The 14,852-nt window shown below is 71.9% G+C and carries 20 protein-coding genes and 2 tRNA genes; 13 read left to right on the top strand and 9 right to left on the bottom strand.

The window, feature by feature from the left end:
- Positions 1–4 precede the first annotated feature (4 nt).
- From FJ658_RS13800 to FJ658_RS13790, 3 genes are all read right to left on the bottom strand, one after another.
- On the bottom strand, positions 5–502 hold the full coding sequence (locus FJ658_RS13800; RefSeq protein ID WP_141145974.1) for a hypothetical protein: 498 nt from the start codon (positions 500–502) through the stop codon (positions 5–7).
- Between the two features lie 79 nt (positions 503–581).
- Positions 582–1,127 carry a single-stranded DNA-binding protein gene (locus FJ658_RS13795; RefSeq protein WP_141145973.1) on the bottom strand — a complete coding sequence of 182 codons (546 nt, stop codon included), beginning with the start codon at positions 1,125–1,127 and terminating at the stop codon, positions 582–584.
- 270 nt (positions 1,128–1,397) lie between these two features.
- Positions 1,398–1,610: a methyltransferase gene (locus tag FJ658_RS13790; RefSeq protein WP_141145972.1), complete on the bottom strand. Its 213-nt coding sequence runs from the start codon at positions 1,608–1,610 to the stop codon at positions 1,398–1,400.
- 173 nt (positions 1,611–1,783) lie between these two features.
- On the opposite strand from FJ658_RS13790, the gene FJ658_RS13785 reads away from it, so the two are divergent.
- Complete coding sequence (locus FJ658_RS13785; RefSeq protein ID WP_255447745.1) at positions 1,784–2,971, top strand: glycoside hydrolase family 3 N-terminal domain-containing protein; 1,188 nt, start codon at positions 1,784–1,786, stop codon at positions 2,969–2,971.
- A 314-nt stretch (positions 2,972–3,285) separates the two neighbouring features.
- Here FJ658_RS13785 and FJ658_RS13780 read toward each other — a convergent pair whose 3' ends face one another.
- The 3 genes from FJ658_RS13780 to msrA all read right to left on the bottom strand — a co-directional run bounded on the left by FJ658_RS13780 (position 3,286) and on the right by msrA (position 5,316).
- Positions 3,286–3,861: a TetR/AcrR family transcriptional regulator gene (locus FJ658_RS13780; protein ID WP_141145970.1), complete on the bottom strand. Its 576-nt coding sequence runs from the start codon at positions 3,859–3,861 to the stop codon at positions 3,286–3,288.
- Positions 3,854–4,714 carry an alpha/beta fold hydrolase gene (locus FJ658_RS13775; RefSeq protein ID WP_141145969.1) on the bottom strand — a complete coding sequence of 287 codons (861 nt, stop codon included), beginning with the start codon at positions 4,712–4,714 and terminating at the stop codon, positions 3,854–3,856. The genes FJ658_RS13780 and FJ658_RS13775 overlap by 8 nt, the downstream gene beginning before the upstream one ends.
- A gap of 74 nt (positions 4,715–4,788) precedes the next feature.
- Positions 4,789–5,316, bottom strand: a complete 528-nt coding sequence (gene msrA / locus FJ658_RS13770) for a peptide-methionine (S)-S-oxide reductase MsrA (protein WP_141145968.1) — start codon at positions 5,314–5,316, stop codon at positions 4,789–4,791.
- A gap of 87 nt (positions 5,317–5,403) precedes the next feature.
- Here msrA and FJ658_RS13765 point away from each other — a divergent pair, with 87 nt between their 5' ends.
- The 5 genes from FJ658_RS13765 to FJ658_RS13745 all read left to right on the top strand — a co-directional run bounded on the left by FJ658_RS13765 (position 5,404) and on the right by FJ658_RS13745 (position 8,568).
- Complete coding sequence (locus FJ658_RS13765; RefSeq protein WP_141145967.1) at positions 5,404–6,405, top strand: aldo/keto reductase; 1,002 nt, start codon at positions 5,404–5,406, stop codon at positions 6,403–6,405.
- A 146-nt stretch (positions 6,406–6,551) separates the two neighbouring features.
- Positions 6,552–6,779 carry a hypothetical protein gene (locus FJ658_RS13760; RefSeq protein ID WP_141145966.1) on the top strand — a complete coding sequence of 76 codons (228 nt, stop codon included), beginning with the start codon at positions 6,552–6,554 and terminating at the stop codon, positions 6,777–6,779.
- Between the two features lie 86 nt (positions 6,780–6,865).
- Positions 6,866–7,651 (top strand): hypothetical protein, encoded by a 786-nt coding sequence (locus tag FJ658_RS13755; RefSeq protein WP_181408460.1) that lies wholly within the window; start codon positions 6,866–6,868, stop codon positions 7,649–7,651.
- A 22-nt stretch (positions 7,652–7,673) separates the two neighbouring features.
- Positions 7,674–7,746 (top strand) — tRNA-Arg (locus FJ658_RS13750).
- A 54-nt stretch (positions 7,747–7,800) separates the two neighbouring features.
- Positions 7,801–8,568 carry a Pr6Pr family membrane protein gene (locus FJ658_RS13745; protein ID WP_141145965.1) on the top strand — a complete coding sequence of 256 codons (768 nt, stop codon included), beginning with the start codon at positions 7,801–7,803 and terminating at the stop codon, positions 8,566–8,568.
- On the opposite strand, the gene FJ658_RS13740 is transcribed toward FJ658_RS13745, so the two are convergent.
- Both FJ658_RS13740 and FJ658_RS13735 read right to left on the bottom strand, forming a co-directional pair.
- On the bottom strand, positions 8,531–8,791 hold the full coding sequence (locus FJ658_RS13740; protein WP_370454809.1) for a thioredoxin family protein: 261 nt from the start codon (positions 8,789–8,791) through the stop codon (positions 8,531–8,533). The genes FJ658_RS13745 and FJ658_RS13740 overlap by 38 nt on opposite strands.
- Positions 8,792–8,859: 68 nt before the next feature.
- Positions 8,860–9,081: an SCO4848 family membrane protein gene (locus FJ658_RS13735; RefSeq protein ID WP_141145963.1), complete on the bottom strand. Its 222-nt coding sequence runs from the start codon at positions 9,079–9,081 to the stop codon at positions 8,860–8,862.
- Between the two features lie 81 nt (positions 9,082–9,162).
- Here FJ658_RS13735 and FJ658_RS13730 point away from each other — a divergent pair, with 81 nt between their 5' ends.
- The 7 genes from FJ658_RS13730 (at position 9,163) to FJ658_RS13700 (ending at position 12,996) form a co-directional block, all read left to right on the top strand.
- The gene (locus tag FJ658_RS13730) at positions 9,163–9,603 is read left to right on the top strand and encodes a MarR family winged helix-turn-helix transcriptional regulator (RefSeq protein WP_255447744.1); all 441 of its coding nucleotides are present in this window, start codon (positions 9,163–9,165) and stop codon (positions 9,601–9,603) included.
- Entirely contained in the window at positions 9,600–10,853 is a 1,254-nt protein-coding gene (locus FJ658_RS13725) for an MFS transporter (protein WP_141145961.1), read from the top strand. The genes FJ658_RS13730 and FJ658_RS13725 overlap by 4 nt, the downstream gene beginning before the upstream one ends.
- A 131-nt stretch (positions 10,854–10,984) precedes the next feature.
- Positions 10,985–11,611, top strand: coding sequence for an oligoribonuclease (orn, locus tag FJ658_RS13720; protein WP_141145960.1), 627 nt, complete (start codon positions 10,985–10,987; stop codon positions 11,609–11,611).
- A 44-nt stretch (positions 11,612–11,655) separates the two neighbouring features.
- Positions 11,656–11,731 (top strand) — tRNA-His (locus tag FJ658_RS13715).
- A 50-nt stretch (positions 11,732–11,781) separates the two neighbouring features.
- Positions 11,782–12,099, top strand: a complete 318-nt coding sequence (gene clpS, locus FJ658_RS13710; RefSeq protein ID WP_181408459.1) for an ATP-dependent Clp protease adapter ClpS — start codon at positions 11,782–11,784, stop codon at positions 12,097–12,099.
- A gap of 16 nt (positions 12,100–12,115) precedes the next feature.
- Positions 12,116–12,646, top strand: a complete 531-nt coding sequence (locus tag FJ658_RS13705; RefSeq protein ID WP_141145958.1) for a DUF2017 family protein — start codon at positions 12,116–12,118, stop codon at positions 12,644–12,646.
- Positions 12,643–12,996 carry a metallopeptidase family protein gene (locus tag FJ658_RS13700; protein ID WP_141145957.1) on the top strand — a complete coding sequence of 118 codons (354 nt, stop codon included), beginning with the start codon at positions 12,643–12,645 and terminating at the stop codon, positions 12,994–12,996. Before FJ658_RS13705 ends, FJ658_RS13700 begins: the two co-directional genes overlap by 4 nt.
- Positions 12,997–13,101: 105 nt before the next feature.
- Here the strand turns inward: FJ658_RS13700 and FJ658_RS13695 are convergent, their stop codons facing one another.
- Positions 13,102–14,790 carry a glycoside hydrolase family 13 protein gene (locus tag FJ658_RS13695; RefSeq protein WP_141145956.1) on the bottom strand — a complete coding sequence of 563 codons (1,689 nt, stop codon included), beginning with the start codon at positions 14,788–14,790 and terminating at the stop codon, positions 13,102–13,104.
- Positions 14,791–14,852 lie beyond the last annotated feature (62 nt).

Genomic DNA, 14,852 nt, shown 5'->3' with positions numbered 1-14,852 from the left:
GCGGCTACCAGTCGATCGCGCGGGTCTGGCCGACGAGGCAGGTGCCGGTGTCGAGCGCGGGCGCTGTGGTGGAGGCGTAGCCGATGTTGCCGTACTGCCCGATCAGGCAGGTGACCCCGAGCTTGACCGAGAACTGGATGTTGTCGGCCTTCAGCCCGACCGCCGTGGTGTCGGCGGTCACCTCCATCGCGGCCTTGTCGAAGCCCGCCTTCACGAGGTCGTCGATGAAGGCGCGACCGTCGAGCGTGCCGCCGGCGGCGATCAGCTTCTGGTTGACGGAATCGAAGTAGGCCTTGTTGTCGGCGGCGTCGCCGGTCGGGTCGAGCTTCGGCGCCGCGGACGCGGACGCCGAGGCGCTGGGCTTCGGCGACGAGCTCGGCTCGGGCGAGGACGGCGTGCAGCCGGCGAGCCCGGTGAGCAGCACTCCGGCGAGAGCGACGGCGGCGGTGCCGGATCCGATCGCGACGCCCACTCGGTGGCGCGCGGTGGCGGTGTGCGGCATGGTCCCCCGTCTCGTCGCGGCATCCGCGCGACGGCGCGGGCCGCGACGAGTCTACGTGCCGGGCCTCGGCGCGCCGCCCTCAGAACGGCAGCGGCACCTCGTCGGTCGCGGCGCCCACCCCGGCCGTGTCGGAGAGTGCTCCGGGCGAGGCCCAGCCGTCCGCATCCACCCCGCCCGCGGCGTCGGCCGACAGCGCGTCGGCCGAGACGCTGCCGTCTCCCGCCGAGCCGACGCCGGCGTCGTCGCCGGAACGCGAGCCGCCGCTCCCCGTGACGCTGCGCGTGTAGACGCTGCTGCCCCAGCTCAGGTCGTGCCCGATCGCCTCGGCCTCGATCTCGACCGACGTGCCCGACTTCTCGTCGGTCGTCCAGTCGCGCAGCTTCAGCCGTCCGGTGACGATGACGCGCTGCCCGGTCTGCAGCGAGAGCTCGGCGTTCGTCGCGAGGGTGCGGAAGGCGGTCACGGTGAACCAGTTGGTGCCGGCGTCGACCCACTTGCGCTCGGCGCGGTCGAAGCGCCGGTGCGTCGTCGCGAGGCGGAACGACGTGATGTCGAGGCCGTCGCCCGTGCTGACGTGGCGGGGCTTGGTGCCCACGAGTCCGGTGAGCGTGATGGTGTCGGTCATGGCGTTCCTCCTGGCTCCGCTGGCTCCGCGCGAGCGGGTTCGACCGCGTCGCCGACGGCGCCGGCCGATCGCGGGTCGGATGCCGGGCCGCTCGTGCCGGGAAGTCCGCCCGGCATCCGATGACCTCAGCCTGCCCGGACGCACGACGACGCCGACCGTCGCGGGGCGCATCCGTGGATGACCCGCGCCGATCGGCGTCTGGGGAGGAGAGGCGGGGACCAGAGTCCCGGCGGGACATCGGAGCCCGCCGAGCCTCAGGTCCTGCGGGCCTCAGTGCTCGCGGAACTCCGGCCAGTCCGAGCCCGGCTTCATCGCGGCGTGCAGCGCGCCCTTCGCGACGTTGAGCGTCGGGTAGACGCCGCGGAACCGGCCGTCGGACACCATCTTCACGAGGAATCCGTCATCGGTGCGGTGGATCGATCCGACCGCTCCGGCGGGGCCGAAGGCCACCCAGGTCTGTCGGGTCATGGTCGAGGTGCTCATGCGGTGCTCCTTCGTCGCAGCGGTCACGCAGTGGGCGCGGAGCGGGGACGTCCGCGTCCTGTGCCGGGCACACTACGCCCGCCGGCGGCGCGGCGACAGGGGTCGCTCCGGCGACGAAGCGGATGCCCAGGTGACGTGCGCGGCCCGGGGCGCCGTCGAGCACAATGGTCGGGATGCTCGGCTCCCCCACCCGCAGATCCCTCCGCCTCGTCGCGGCCGTCGTCGCCCTCGGCGCCGTGGCCGCGCTGACCGCCTGCTCGGGCGCCGGCAGCGATGGCAACGGCGGCACGGCATCCCCGAAACCCTCCGCATCCAGCCGCCCGTCGCCCTCGCCGACGCCCGACCCGATCGCCGACCTGACGCTGCAGCAGCGGGTCGGACTCCTCTTCCTCGTCGGCACCCCGGCGACCGGCGCCGACCCCGCGACGCTCGACGCCGTGACGAACCGCGCCGTGCGCGGCGTCTTCCTGGCCGGGCGCTCCCGGGCGGGAACGGCGGCGACCGCGCAGCTGGTGGCCCAGTTCACCGGCATCGCGCCGGCGACCGGCGACAACGGCATCCCGCTCGTCGTCGCGACCGATCAGGAGGGCGGCCAGGTGCAGGTGCTGCGTGGCCCCGGCTTCAGCGAGATCCCCTCGGCCGTCGATCAGGGGACGACCGACCCGGGCGCCCTGGAGGCATCGGCTCGCACCTGGGGCGCCGAGCTGAAGTCGGCCGGCGTCACGATGAACCTGGCTCCCGTGGCCGACCTGGTCGGCTCGCCGGAGCAGGCCGGGGCGAACCCGCCGATCGGCGGCTACGACCGCGAGTACGGCTACGACCCCGACACGATCGTCGCGCACGCGGGCGCCGTCGCGACGGGGATGCGCGCCTCCGGTGTCGAGCCGGTGATCAAGCACTTCCCCGGGCTCGGCCGCGTCACCGCGAACACCGACACCGCGACCGACGTGGTCGACACCGCGGTGACCGCCGACTCGCCCGACGTCGACGTGTTCCGCCGCCTGCTGCCCACGACGGGGGCGGTGATGATGTCGAACGCGGTGTATCAGAACATCGATCCGAGCGGCCCGGCCGTGTTCTCGTCGGCGATCGTGACCGACCTGCTGCGGAAGCAGCTCGGCTTCCGCGGACTCATCGTGACCGACGACCTGTCGGCGACGGCGCAGCTGAAGGCGTGGGCGCCGGCCGACCGGGCGATCCTCGCGGTGCGCGCCGGCTGCGACCAGCTGCTGGTCTCGGCCGATCCGAGCGTGGCCGCAGAGATGATCGACGCGGTCGTCGCGCACGCGCAGGGCGATCCGGCGTTCGCGAAGCAGGTGGATGCGGCGGCGCGCCGCATCGCGACGGCCCGCAAGTCCTGAGAGCCCGGCGGTCCCGAGCCCGCTTAGCCGCGCCGACCCGGGCGTTCGAGGGTGGCCACGAACGCTCGCCCGCGGCGGCATGTCGCGCGCGTTTCTGACCAGCCCGCACGACCGGCGTTCCGAGAGTGGCCACGAACGCTCGCTCCGCGCAGCGTGTCGCGTGCATTTCTGGCCACCCCGAACGACGGACGATCCGAGTGTGGCCACAAATGCTCGCCTGCTGCGGCATGTCGCGTGCATTCGTGGCCACTCGCCGCGCCCAGCGCATCCGAACGACGGGGCACCCAGCCCAGCGCATCGAACGACGGCGTGCCTCACTCCTCGCGCAGCGCCGTGATCCCGGTCGCGAGCACGTCGACGAGCGCCGCGAAGCTGCGGTCGACGTCGTCGGGCAGGCCGAAGCCGCCGCCGTTCTCGAGCAGCACGAAGCCGTGCAGCGCCGCGCGAGTGGTGCGCACCGCATCCACGGCGCGCTCGGGCGGCAGGCCGAAGCCGCGCAGCACAGCGGCGATCACGTCGACGACCTCGCCGCCGACGCGCACGAGCTCGGGATCCTGCGGCCCGGCGGCTCGCTGCAGCGCGAGATAGAGGCCGGGATGCTCGCGGGCGTAGGAGCGCAGCGCCTCCGCGAGCGCGCGCAGCGCATCCACCCCGGCGACGCCGACGGTCGCCGCGCGCAGCCGGTCGCGGATGTCGATCGCCCCGACGAGCGCCACCTCGGCCCGCAGGGCGTCGAGCGAGCCGATGTGCTTGTAGAGGCTCGGGGTCGCGACGCCGGCACGCTGGGCGACCGCGGCCAGCGTCAGCGCCTCGGGTCCGCCGGGCAGCTCGTCGACGAGCTGGGTCGCGAGCTCGACGACCGCGGCGCGGCTGAGGCCGGCCCTAGGCATCCGTGCCGCCCGTCGGCAGGGCGGTCGCGAGCAGGGCCAGCGTCTCGCGCACGACGATCTCGGGCTGCTGCGCCTGCGCGTAGTGCCCGGCCTCGGCGACGAGCACCGTGCGCGAGCCGAGGCGGCGGGCGAACTCCTCGAGCTCGGCGGCCGGGTCGCGGTAGTCGGGGTCGCCGTCGCCGATCAGCACGACGCTCGGCGTCGCGGCCGGGTCGACGCGGTCGGCGATGGCCTCGACGATGGCGTGATCGAGCTGCAGCGTCAGCTCGCGGAAGGCGCGCAGCCGGCCCGGGCGGCGCAGCGCGGCCGCGAGCGCGGCCCGGTGTTCCGGCAGCCAGTCGGCGCGACGGCCGCGGTTGAGGCTCACGTAGTAGCCGGCCCAGGCGCCGGCGCCCCACGGCCCGGCGAACAGCACCCGGTAGACGCCGTGCAGCAGCGCGGTCGCGATCGCCGGCATCGGCGGGTTGCGCACGAAGGGGCTGATGCCGACGAGGCCGGCCACCGCATCCGGTCGCTCGGCCGCCGCCCAGATCGCGGCCGAGCCGCCCATCGAGTTGCCGATCGCGACGGCCGGCCCGCCGAGCTCGTCGATCAGCGCGAGCAGGTCGCCGCCGGTCTCGGCGTCGCCGTACGACGTGAAGCTCGTGTCGGAGTCGCCGTGACCGCGCAACTCGGTGAGCGCCACGCGGTACCCGGCGGCGACGAGCGGGCCGACGACGTCGCGGTACCCGGCGGCGAGGTCGCCCATGCCGGGCACCGCGATCACGAGGGGTCCGTCACCGTGGACGGTGTAGGCGATGCGCCCCTCGGGACGCTGCAGGAAGCGGGTCTCCGCAGTCAGGCTGATTTCCATAGCCGTAAAGCTAATATAATTAGCCAAAGTTCACCAGACCCGCTTTCGCAGAGCCCGAGCTCAGTGGATGCGCGTCACGACGCCAGCACGTACTGCGCGTAGCTCTTGCGCACCTTGTTGACCTTCGGCAGCGCGACCGCGAGGCAGTAGCCCTGGCCGGGGTTCTTCGCGAAGAAGTCCTGGTGGTACTCCTCCGCCCGCCAGTACTCGCCGAGCGGCTCGATCGTCGTGACGATGTCGCCCTCCCAGATCTCGGCGGCGCGGTCGCGCGCGGCCTCGAACTCGGCCTTCTGCTCGTCGTCGGAGTAGAACATCGCCGAGCGGTACTGCGTGCCGACGTCGTTGCCCTGGCGGTTGAGCTGACGCGGGTCGTGGAGGGTGAAGAAGACGTCGAGGATGACGGAGGAGGGGATCACGGTCTCGTCGAAGGTGACCGCGACGGCCTCCGCGTGCCCGGTCATGCCGGTGCAGACAGCGTCGTAGCTCGGCTCGCGGGTCACGCCGCCGGTGTAGCCCGAGACGACGTCGGTCACGCCCTGGAGGGTGCGGTAGACGGCGTCGAGACACCAGAAGCAGCCGCCGGCGACAACGAAGGTGCGCATGAGAGAACCCAGCCTTTCGATCGGTTCGGGTGATCACCGGGTGCAACGCCCGGCACGAGCATCCTGTTCCTCGCTAGCGTCGACCCTATGAGCTATCTCGCCGACGAGAACCGCTACGACCACCTCGACTACGTGCGCAGCGGCCGCAGCGGCCTGCGCCTGCCCCGCATCTCGCTCGGGCTCTGGAACAACTTCGGTGACGATCGCCCGCTCGCGACGCAGCGCGCGATCGTGCGCCGGGCCTTCGACCTGGGCGTCACGCACTTCGACCTCGCCAACAACTACGGCCCGCCGCCCGGATCGGCCGAACGCAACTTCGGCGCGATCTTCACGCAGGACCTGCGCCCCTACCGCGACGAGATCATCGTCTCGAGCAAGGCCGGCTACGACATGTGGCCCGGGCCCTACGGCGAGTGGGGCTCGCGCAAGAACCTCCTCGCCTCGCTCGATCAGTCGCTCGGCCGCCTCGGCCTCGACTACGTCGACGTCTTCTACTCGCACCGCCCCGATCCCGATACGCCGATCGAGGAGACGATGGGGGCGCTCGCTCATGCCGTGCGCCAGGGCAAGGCCCTCTACGTCGGCATCTCGAATTACGACGCCGACCAGACCCGCGCCGCCGCCGCTGCGCTCGCGGCCGAGGGCGTGCCGCTCACGATCCACCAGCCGCGCTACAACATGTTCGACCGCCGTCCCGAGCAGGGCCTCTGGGATGCGCTGGCCGAGGTCGGCGCCGGCGGCATCGTCTACTCGCCGCTCGCCCAGGGCATGCTGACCGCGCGCTACCTCGACGGAGTGCCCGCCGGATCGCGCGCGAGCGAGGGCCGCTGGATCAGCGAGAGCAACATCTCGGAGACGTATCTCGAGCGCGTGCGCGGGCTCAACGCGATCGCGAAGGAGCGTGAGCAGACGCTGGCGCAGCTCGCGATCGCATGGGTGCTGCGTCAGCCGCAGGTGACGAGCGCCCTGGTCGGCGCGTCCAGCGTCGCGCAGCTCGAGGACACGCTGAAGGCCCTCGACCGCGTCGAGCTGAGCGCCGACGAGCTCGCGCGCATCGAGCCGCTGGCCGTCGACGGCACGGGGCGCTGAGGCCGGGCTGATCGTGCCGGCGTCCCCGCGCTGATCGCACGCCGATCCCGCGCGGAACCTCGGGATGTCGGTGGTCGAACATAGCTTCGAACTATGACGAAGCTCGGACTCCACCCGACCCCCGACTTCCCCGGCACCGCGCGGGCGTGCAGGTCGTGCCGCTCGCCGGCCGACGCTGGCGCGTCACCCGCGGTCAGGGGCAGGTGCTCGGCTACGTCGACCAGGTCGACGTCGTGACGGCCGACGGCGCCGGGTCCGATGCCGCGGCGTCACGCTGGCAGAGCAGGCGGATGCGCGCGGGCACGGCCCAGATGACGGTGCTGGGCGAGTTCGACTCCCCCGGCGACGCCCTCGACATGGTGCGCTGGGTGTGACCGTGACCGGATCGTGTCGTGGCGGATGTGGGCGACGCGCGCCCGCGCGCCCCGGCATCCTCGTCACCCCGACGTAATCTCCCCGCATGCAGTGGTGGAACGACCTCGTCGACTGGTTCTCGTCCGACCAGGGGCAGCTCGTCGTCTTCGGCGCGATCATCCCCTTCATCGCGATCGTCGTGGGCGCGGTCATCGCGGCCGCGATCGGCCGCGGCGCCGTCAAGCGCCTCGTCGGCCAGCGCGACCGCGAGACGCGCTCGGCCGCCGTCGCCGCGCTCATCTCGGCCGGCCAGACCGCCGCCCGCTGGCACAGCCAGCCGCCGCAGACCCGCGAGCACTTCGAGACGCTCGCCGCCGCAGCCGACGTGCAGGTGCGCCTGCTCCCCCTGCCCGGCGCCGCTCTGGCTGCCGACTGGGCCGCGCACGAGCTCGCCGACATGCGCACCAACTCGGTGAGCTTCAGCTTCCAGGCCGACCAGACCCTGGCCGAGTACCGCGACCGCCTCGTCGAATGGCAGGCCAAGCCCGGCCGCGCACGCAAGCTCTTCGCCGCCGACCTCGACCGCTGGCGCTACGACGAGCCGCAGAAGGTCGACCCCGTCGTGCTGCAGCAGCAGGAGTGGGCCGAGAAGCAGTTCACGGCGGCCACGAGCGAGAAGCCCGAGAAGGCGGCCGAGCGCCCCATCGCCGGCACCGCGGCCACGACGGCGACCACGGCCATCCCGATGACCGCGTCGGAGTCCACCACGGCCACCACGACGCGCGGCTTCGAGCGCCCGGCCTCCGCCGACGGCGACGCCGAGAACGTCGAGACCCGCGCCGTCGAGACGACCGAGCCCGCGAAGGCCGACGAGGCCGCCGAGCGCGCCTGATCCCTAGACTTGGGCGGGCCTTCCCCCCGTAGCTCAGTGGATAGAGCATCCGGTTTCTACCCGGCTGGTCGGGAGTTCGAATCTCTCCGGGGGGGCTCCGACGTCGGATCCAAGCCATCCGACGGCGCCGTCGGCATCGAAGAGGATCTGTGACGCGAACGAACCCGATCACCCGCACGGGCGGCACGCCGAGCGGAGCCGCTCGGCCGCATGTCGTCGTGCACGCTCGCGTGGTCGCCGCGCTGCGCATCCTGCTCGCCGCCGCCATGCTCGTGGCGACCGTGCGCTCCTACCTGGATGCGGCGACCGACTGGGTCGCAAACGGCTACCCCGATCGCCTCACGCTCGATCTCAACTTCGCCGCCTACTTCACGATCCAGTCGAACACCGCCGGCGCGATCGTCCTGCTGATCGGCGCCGCCGTGCTGCTGCGCAGGCGACTGCCCGAGCCCGGCTGGCTCACGACCCTGCGCCTGGTCGTGCTCGTCGACATGACGATCACCGGCATCGTCTACAACCTGCTGCTGCGCGGGGTCGCGGTGCACGGCGGCGGCAACGGGCCTGACTGGCCGAGCGAGATCCACCACGTCGTCGCGCCGCTGCTGATCATCGTCGACTGGGTGCTGGCGCCCGGGCGCGGCCGGGTGCCCTGGTCGCGGCTCTGGCTCACGCTCATCCACCCGCTCGCCTGGGCGGCGGTCACGCTCGTGCGCGGTCCGCTGGTCTACGACCAGACGCAGGATCGGCAGAGCTGGTACCCGTATCCGTTCCTCGACCCGGCGCTGAGCGACAGCGGCTACGCCTCGGTCTGGCTGTATGTGGTGGGGATCGCGCTCGGCTTCGCCGCGATCTCGGCGCTGAGCATCCTGGTCACGCGCGTCAGACGGCGCGCGCCAGAGCCACCAGCAGCTGGTTGACGGTCGGCACGCCCTCGGCGCGGTAGACCTCGGCGCCGTCGGACGCCCGCACGATCAGGGTCGGCGTCGAGCCGATGCGATCGGCGTCGGCGGCGTCGGGATGCTGCGCGACGTTGCGCTCGACGATCTCGAGCTGCGGGATCAGCCGCGCCGCCTCATCCAGCACGCCCCGCGCGGCGGCGCAGGGGGCGCAGAAGCTGGAGCTGTAGAAGTCGACGTGCACGACGGGGTCAACGCGGCGAGCGCCGCGGGGATTCCGCTGCGATCTCGGCGCGCCGCGCATCCACCGGCTCAGGCGCCGGCGACGAGCAGGCCGATCGCGGCGACGATGCTGAGCACGGCGATGACGAGCGCGATCGCGATGAGGATGAGGTGCACCTTGAGGAAGACGGTGGCGCGGCCGTTCTCGTCGCGGGCGCGCGGGTCGTTCTTGATGCGCGGGTAGAAGCGCGGCCACGAGACCAGGTTGAACAGGGCGGTCAGCAGCAGCACGACGACGGCGAAGACGGTCACGCCTCGAGCGTAGACGGGCCTCGGCGGCCATCCGGGACGATAGTTAGCAGAGTTATATAACTCGGGTATATACTTTCGCGAGTGAACAGAATCGACACCATCTCGTCGCTCGTTCAGACGGCGCACCGCCTCGGTCGCATCGCCGCCCTCGCCACCGGCAACACCTCGCCCGTCGCCCACTGGCGCACGCTCTCGGTGTTGGAATCCGAGGGGCCGATGCGCGTCGGCGAGCTCGCGGCCGCCTGCCGCGTGACCCAGCCCGGCATGACCCGCCTGCTCGCCACGCTCGTCGAGGAGGAGCACGTCATCCGCGTCGCCGACACGGTCGACTCGCGGGCCTGGCTGATCCGCCTCAGCGACAAGGGCCGCACCGCGCTCGACGCCTGGCGCCATGAGCTCGGCGAGGCCCTCACCCCCATGTTCGACGGGCTCGACGACGACGACTGGGCGGCCCTCGACCGCGCGGCCGACATCCTCGCCAGCCGCACCACCGCATCCACCCTCACGAAAGCCACCGCATGACCACCCACCACGCTCCAGCGCAGACCGGCAGCATCCTCAGGCAGCCCAAGCAGGTGTGGGCCGTCGCCTTCGCCTGCGTCATCGCCTTCATGGGCATCGGCCTGGTCGACCCGATCCTGCCCGCGATCGCCAAGGACCTGCAGGCGACCGAGACTCAGACCGAGCTGCTCTTCACGAGCTACCTGCTCATCACCGGCCTCGCGATGCTCATCACGAGCTTCATCTCGAGCCGCATCGGCGCCCGCGCCACCCTGCTCATCGGCCTGGGCCTGATCGTCGTGTTCGCCGCCCTCGCCGCGCTGAGCGGCAGCGTGGATGCGGTCATCGGCTTCCGCGCCGGATGGGGGCTCGGCAATGCCCTGTTCATCTCGACGGCGCTCGCGACCATCGTCGGCGCCGCGAGCGGCGGCTCGAGCGCCGCGATCATCCTCTACGAGGCCGCGCTCGGTCTCGGCATCGCGGTCGGCCCGCTGGTCGGCGGACTGCTCGGCTCGATCGCCTGGCAGGGTCCGTTCTTCGGCGTCGCCGTGCTGATGGCGATCGCGTTCATCGCGATCACGGTGCTGCTCGGCAAGGACGACAAGGCCTCCCGCCAGCCCACGAAGCTGTCCGCGCCGATCAAGGCGCTGCGCGACCCGGGGCTGCGCACCCTCGCGATCGCCGCGCTCTTCTACAACATCGGCTTCTTCACCCTGCTCGCATGGACGCCGTTCGCCCTGCCCGCCACCTTCACCCCGCTCGACCTGGGCGTCACGTTCTTCGGCTGGGGCCTCGCGGTCGCGATCTCGAGCGTCTGGCTCGCCCCGCTGCTGACGGCGCGCGTGCGCCGCACGACCGCCCTCGCGATCGCCTTGCCGCTGCTGGCCGCGACGCTCATCGTCGCGGGCGTCTTCGCCGGCATCACCGCCGTGCTCGTGGTCTGCGTCATCGTCGGCGGCATCTTCCTCGGCGTGCTCAACACGGTGCTGACCGAGTCGGTCATGGAGGCCACCGACCTGCCGCGCTCGGTCGCGTCGTCGTCGTACTCGGCCGTGCGCTTCGTCGGCGGCGCGATCGCCCCGCCGCTGGCCGCCGCCGTGAAGGCGATCACCGGCAGCGTCGGCATCCCGTTCTACATCGGCGGCGTCTCGGTGCTCGTCGCGACCGGCGTGATCCTGCTCAGCCGCGCGGCGCTGGCCCGCATCGACCGCGAGCCCGAGCCGCCCGCCGTGACCGAGGCCGACGCCATCGGACTCGGCGACGCCGCCTGACCTCCGCCCTCTGAGAATCGCCGAGCCGCGCATCCGCTCGGCTCCCGCTCTCCTCCCCCGTGGCCGGGAATCGCACGTCCTCCCCAGGATCAGCGACTCCCGGCCACGACTCCGTCCCGATCGATAGGGTGATGCCCGTGCCACACGCGGATGTACTGGTCTGGATCGACTGCGAGATGACGGGCCTCGAGCTCGAGATCGACGAGCTCGTCGAGGTCGCGGTCGTCATCACCGACTACGACCTGAAGCCCGTGGATGCGGGATTCAGCGTCGTGATCAAGCCCGACCAGTCGGCGCTCGACAACATGGGCGACTTCGTGCGCGACATGCACACGACCAGCGGCCTGATCGAGGAGATCCCGAACGGCATCTCGCTCGCCGACGCCGAGTTCCAGGTGCTCGAGTACATCCAGCGCTTCGTGCCCGAGGCGCGCACGGCCCCGCTGGCCGGCAACACGATCGGCACCGACCGCTCGTTCCTGGCGAAGTACATGCCCCGCGTCGACAACCACCTGCACTACCGCAGCGTCGACGTGTCGAGCATCAAGGAGCTCTCGCGCCGCTGGTTCCCCCGCGCCTACTTCCAGGCGCCGGCGAAGAACGGCGGCCACCGGGCGCTCGCCGACATCCTCGAGTCGATCCGCGAGCTCGAGTACTACCGCCGCTCTGTATTCGTGGGCGACCCCGGGCCGACCAGCGACGCGGCGAAGGCGGCGTCCGAAGCGGTCGTGTCCGAATGGGCCCCGCGTTTGTCGTAGTATCGTCTGGTTGTGTTCAGATGGAAGCGTCTGAAGCACGCATGGTGGGTGTAGCTCAGTTGGTAGAGCACTGGCTTGTGGTGCCGGTGGCCGCGGGTTCAAGTCCCGTCATCCACCCCATGTCACGTTCAGTCCCCGTCCTCGCCGAATCCGGCGGGGCGGGGACTGACGTGCTTCTGGCCGCCGGCGCGGGCACCGTGACCGGCACCGAGCTCGACGAGCAGCTCGACGTGCTCACCGTGGCCGACTTCTCGACGCCGTGGCTCACGATCGTCTGGAACGACCCCGTCAACCTCATGGCCTATGTCGAGCGGGTGTTCCGCCGCTACTTCGGCTTCCCGCCCGACGAGGCGCACCGGCTCATGATGCTCGTGCACACCGAGGGGCGGGCGGTCGTCGCCTCGGGCCCGCGCGAGGAGATGGAGCGGCACGTCGAGGCGATGCACGAGTTCGGCCTGCAGGCCACCGTGGCCAGGGACGACGCGTGACCGGGATGAGCGGCGCATGACCCGCATCGAACGCCACGACACGGGGCTGCGCATCCACTTCGCCGAGGGCGAGGCGGGGATCCTCGGCTCGCTCGCCCGACAGCTCGGCGCCGTGTTCGACGACGAGGCCGACCCGGCACGAGCGCGGATGCTGCCCTCGGCGTACCCCGACGACGCGGAGGCCGACGCCGAGTTCCGTCGCTGGACGAGCGACGACCTCGTCGATCGCAAGGCCGCGGCCGCGCGCGGCATCGCCGACGCCGTCGGCACCGACGACCCGGCCAGCGCGCCGACGTCGCTCGACCTCAGCGTCGCCGACGCCGACGGCTGGGCGCGTGCGCTGACCGACCTGCGGGTGACGCTCGCGAGCCGGCTCGGCATCGAGAGCGACGACGACCGCGTGCCGAACACGATGACCGGCGCCGTCTACGAGTGGCTCGGCCACCTGCAGTGGACCCTCGTCGAGACGCTCGACGAGCTCGACGGCGTCGAGCCCGCCGCCTCGTCGGACTCGGCCGACCCGGAGGCCCCGGAGGACCCGCGATGAGCCTCGAACTGACCCCGGACGAGTTCGAGACGATCGTCGTCGACGAGCTGGATGCGCTGCCCGACGAGATGGTCGAGGGGCTCGAGAACGTGGTCTTCGTCACCGAGGACCGCCCCGATGACGGCTCGCTCGATCTGCTGGGACTTTACGAGGGCACGGCGCTGACCGAGCGCGACGTCTACGGCTTCGGCGAGCTGCCCGACCGGATCGTGCTCTACCGCGAGCCGCTGCTCGCGATCAGCGAGACGGAAGACGAGCTGCGCGACGAGATCCACGTGACGCTCGTGCACGAGATCGCCCACTACTACGGCATCGACGACGACGAGCTGCACCGGCTCGGCTGGGCCTAGTCGCGCCCGCCTGAACCGTCTCAAGGAGTTCCTGCAACTGGCGTGGCTCGTGAGCAACATGAGTCGCAGGAGTCACAGCAACTCCGTGAGACGGTTCGGATCTGCTCAGCCGGCGGCGCGCATCCACACGGTCGTGGCCGGCGGCAGTTCGGCGCCGTCGACCGGGTCGCTCGCGAGCAGGACCTCGCCAGCGGGCAGCGGGATGCTCGTCTCCCCCATGTTCGCGACGATCAGCCAGCCGTCGGGGCGGCGGAAGGCGAGCACATCGGGGCCGTCGCCGTCGATCCACTCGAGCGTCTCGGCGCCCTGCAGCTCGTGCCGCAGCGCGAGTGCGCGGCGATAGAGCGACAGCGTCGAGGCGGGGTCGCCCTCCTCGGCTTCGACCGAGGAGGCGCCGAACCCGGCCGGCTGCGGCAGGTGCGATCCACCGGCTCCGAAGCCGAACGACGGGCCCGAGGTCGTCCACGGGATCGGGACGCGGCATCCGTCGCGCCCGATCTCGCCGCCGTCCGTGCGGAAGAAGGTCGGGTCCTGACGCTCCTCGGCCGGGATGTCGGCGACCTCCTGCAGTCCCAGCTCCTCGCCCTGGTAGAGGTACGCCGAGCCGGGCAGGCCGAGCAGCACAAGGGTCGCCGCGTGCGCCTTGCGCAGGCCGCCGGCCTCGTCGAGCACGGGCGCCGTGCCGCCCGAGAGCAGCCAGGCGGTGCCCGACTTGACCGTGTCGCGGTCGGGTCCGGTTCCCCGGGCCGGGAGGCCGTAACGGGTGGCGTGGCGCACGACGTCGTGGTTCGAGAGCACCCAGGTGCTGCTCGAGCCGCTCGCCGCCGCCTGCTCGAGGTTGAAGGTGATGATGTCGCGGAACTGCGCGGCGTCGAAGTCGGCCTCGAGCAGGTCGAAGTTGAAGGCCTGCCCGAGTCCGTCGGCGCTCGCGTACCGGGCGCGGCGGGATGCGGCCACCCACGCCTCGGCGACGGCGGTGCGGGGCGGCGTGTACTCGTCGAACACCGCGCGCCACTCGGCGTAGATCTCGTGCACCTCGTCGCGGTCCCACAGCGCGTGCGTGCCGTCGGCGAGCTTCTCGATCTCGGCGAGCTCGGCGGCGCTCGGCAGCACCTCGGGCAGCCCCTTGGCGAGGCCGTGGGCGACGTCGACGCGGAAGCCGTCGACGCCGCGGTCGCTCCAAAAGCGGAGGGTGTGCAGGAAGTCGTCGCGCACCTCGCGGTCGGCCCAGTTCAGGTCGGGCTGCTCGGTCGCGAAGATGTGCAGGTACCACTGGCCGTCGCCGACGGGCTCCCAGGCCGGGCCGCCGAACACCGACTGCCAGTCCGAGGGCGGCAGCTCGCCGTTCTCGCCGAGACCATCGCGGAAGACGTAGCGGTCGCGGGCGCGCGAGCCCTTCGGCGACGCGAGCGCCTCCTGGAACCAGACGTGCCGGTTCGAGCTGTGGTTCGGCACGATGTCGACGATCACGCGGATGCCGGCGTCGTGCAGGGCGGTAACCATCGCGTCGAAGTCGTCGAGGGTGCCCAGGCGCGGGTCGACGTTCCGGTAGTCGTCGACGTCGTAGCCGCCGTCGGCGAGCGCCGACGGGTAGAACGGGCTCAGCCAGACGGCGTCGACGCCGAGCTCGCGCAGGTAGCCGACGCGGCTCGTGACCCCGGGGATGTCGCCGATGCCGTCGCCCGTGGCGTCGGCGAAGCTGCGCGGATACACCTGGTAGACGACGGCCTGGCGCCACCAGTCGGGGTCGACGCCGAGCGGAGCGGCGTCGGATCGGGTGTCGGGCTGAGCCATGCGGCATCCTCTCGTGCGGGGGTCACGTCATCGTGCGGTCACGCGGTGCTTCCACCCTGCCG

This window comes from Schumannella sp. 10F1B-5-1, assembly GCF_006517535.1.
Taxonomy (GTDB): Bacteria; Actinomycetota; Actinomycetes; order Actinomycetales; family Microbacteriaceae; genus Schumannella.
This window is presented reverse-complemented; position numbering and strand designations above follow the sequence as displayed.

What these genes read in the sequence shown, in the direction of transcription:
- FJ658_RS13800 (WP_141145974.1), bottom strand. Translation starts at nt 502, where the DNA reads ATGCCGCACACCGCCACCGCGCGCCACCGAGTGGGCGTCGCGATCGGA.
- FJ658_RS13795 (WP_141145973.1), bottom strand. Translation starts at nt 1,127, where the DNA reads ATGACCGACACCATCACGCTCACCGGACTCGTGGGCACCAAGCCCCGC.
- FJ658_RS13790 (WP_141145972.1), bottom strand. Translation starts at nt 1,610, where the DNA reads ATGAGCACCTCGACCATGACCCGACAGACCTGGGTGGCCTTCGGCCCC.
- FJ658_RS13785 (WP_255447745.1), top strand. Translation starts at nt 1,784, where the DNA reads ATGCTCGGCTCCCCCACCCGCAGATCCCTCCGCCTCGTCGCGGCCGTC.
- FJ658_RS13780 (WP_141145970.1), bottom strand. Translation starts at nt 3,861, where the DNA reads ATGCCTAGGGCCGGCCTCAGCCGCGCCGCGGTCGTCGAGCTCGCGACC.
- FJ658_RS13775 (WP_141145969.1), bottom strand. Translation starts at nt 4,714, where the DNA reads ATGGAAATCAGCCTGACTGCGGAGACCCGCTTCCTGCAGCGTCCCGAG.
- msrA (WP_141145968.1), bottom strand. Translation starts at nt 5,316, where the DNA reads ATGCGCACCTTCGTTGTCGCCGGCGGCTGCTTCTGGTGTCTCGACGCC.
- FJ658_RS13765 (WP_141145967.1), top strand. Translation starts at nt 5,404, where the DNA reads ATGAGCTATCTCGCCGACGAGAACCGCTACGACCACCTCGACTACGTG.
- FJ658_RS13755 (WP_181408460.1), top strand. Translation starts at nt 6,866, where the DNA reads ATGCAGTGGTGGAACGACCTCGTCGACTGGTTCTCGTCCGACCAGGGG.
- FJ658_RS13725 (WP_141145961.1), top strand. Translation starts at nt 9,600, where the DNA reads ATGACCACCCACCACGCTCCAGCGCAGACCGGCAGCATCCTCAGGCAG.
- orn (WP_141145960.1), top strand. Translation starts at nt 10,985, where the DNA reads ATGCCCGTGCCACACGCGGATGTACTGGTCTGGATCGACTGCGAGATG.
- FJ658_RS13705 (WP_141145958.1), top strand. Translation starts at nt 12,116, where the DNA reads ATGACCCGCATCGAACGCCACGACACGGGGCTGCGCATCCACTTCGCC.
- FJ658_RS13700 (WP_141145957.1), top strand. Translation starts at nt 12,643, where the DNA reads ATGAGCCTCGAACTGACCCCGGACGAGTTCGAGACGATCGTCGTCGAC.
- FJ658_RS13695 (WP_141145956.1), bottom strand. Translation starts at nt 14,790, where the DNA reads ATGGCTCAGCCCGACACCCGATCCGACGCCGCTCCGCTCGGCGTCGAC.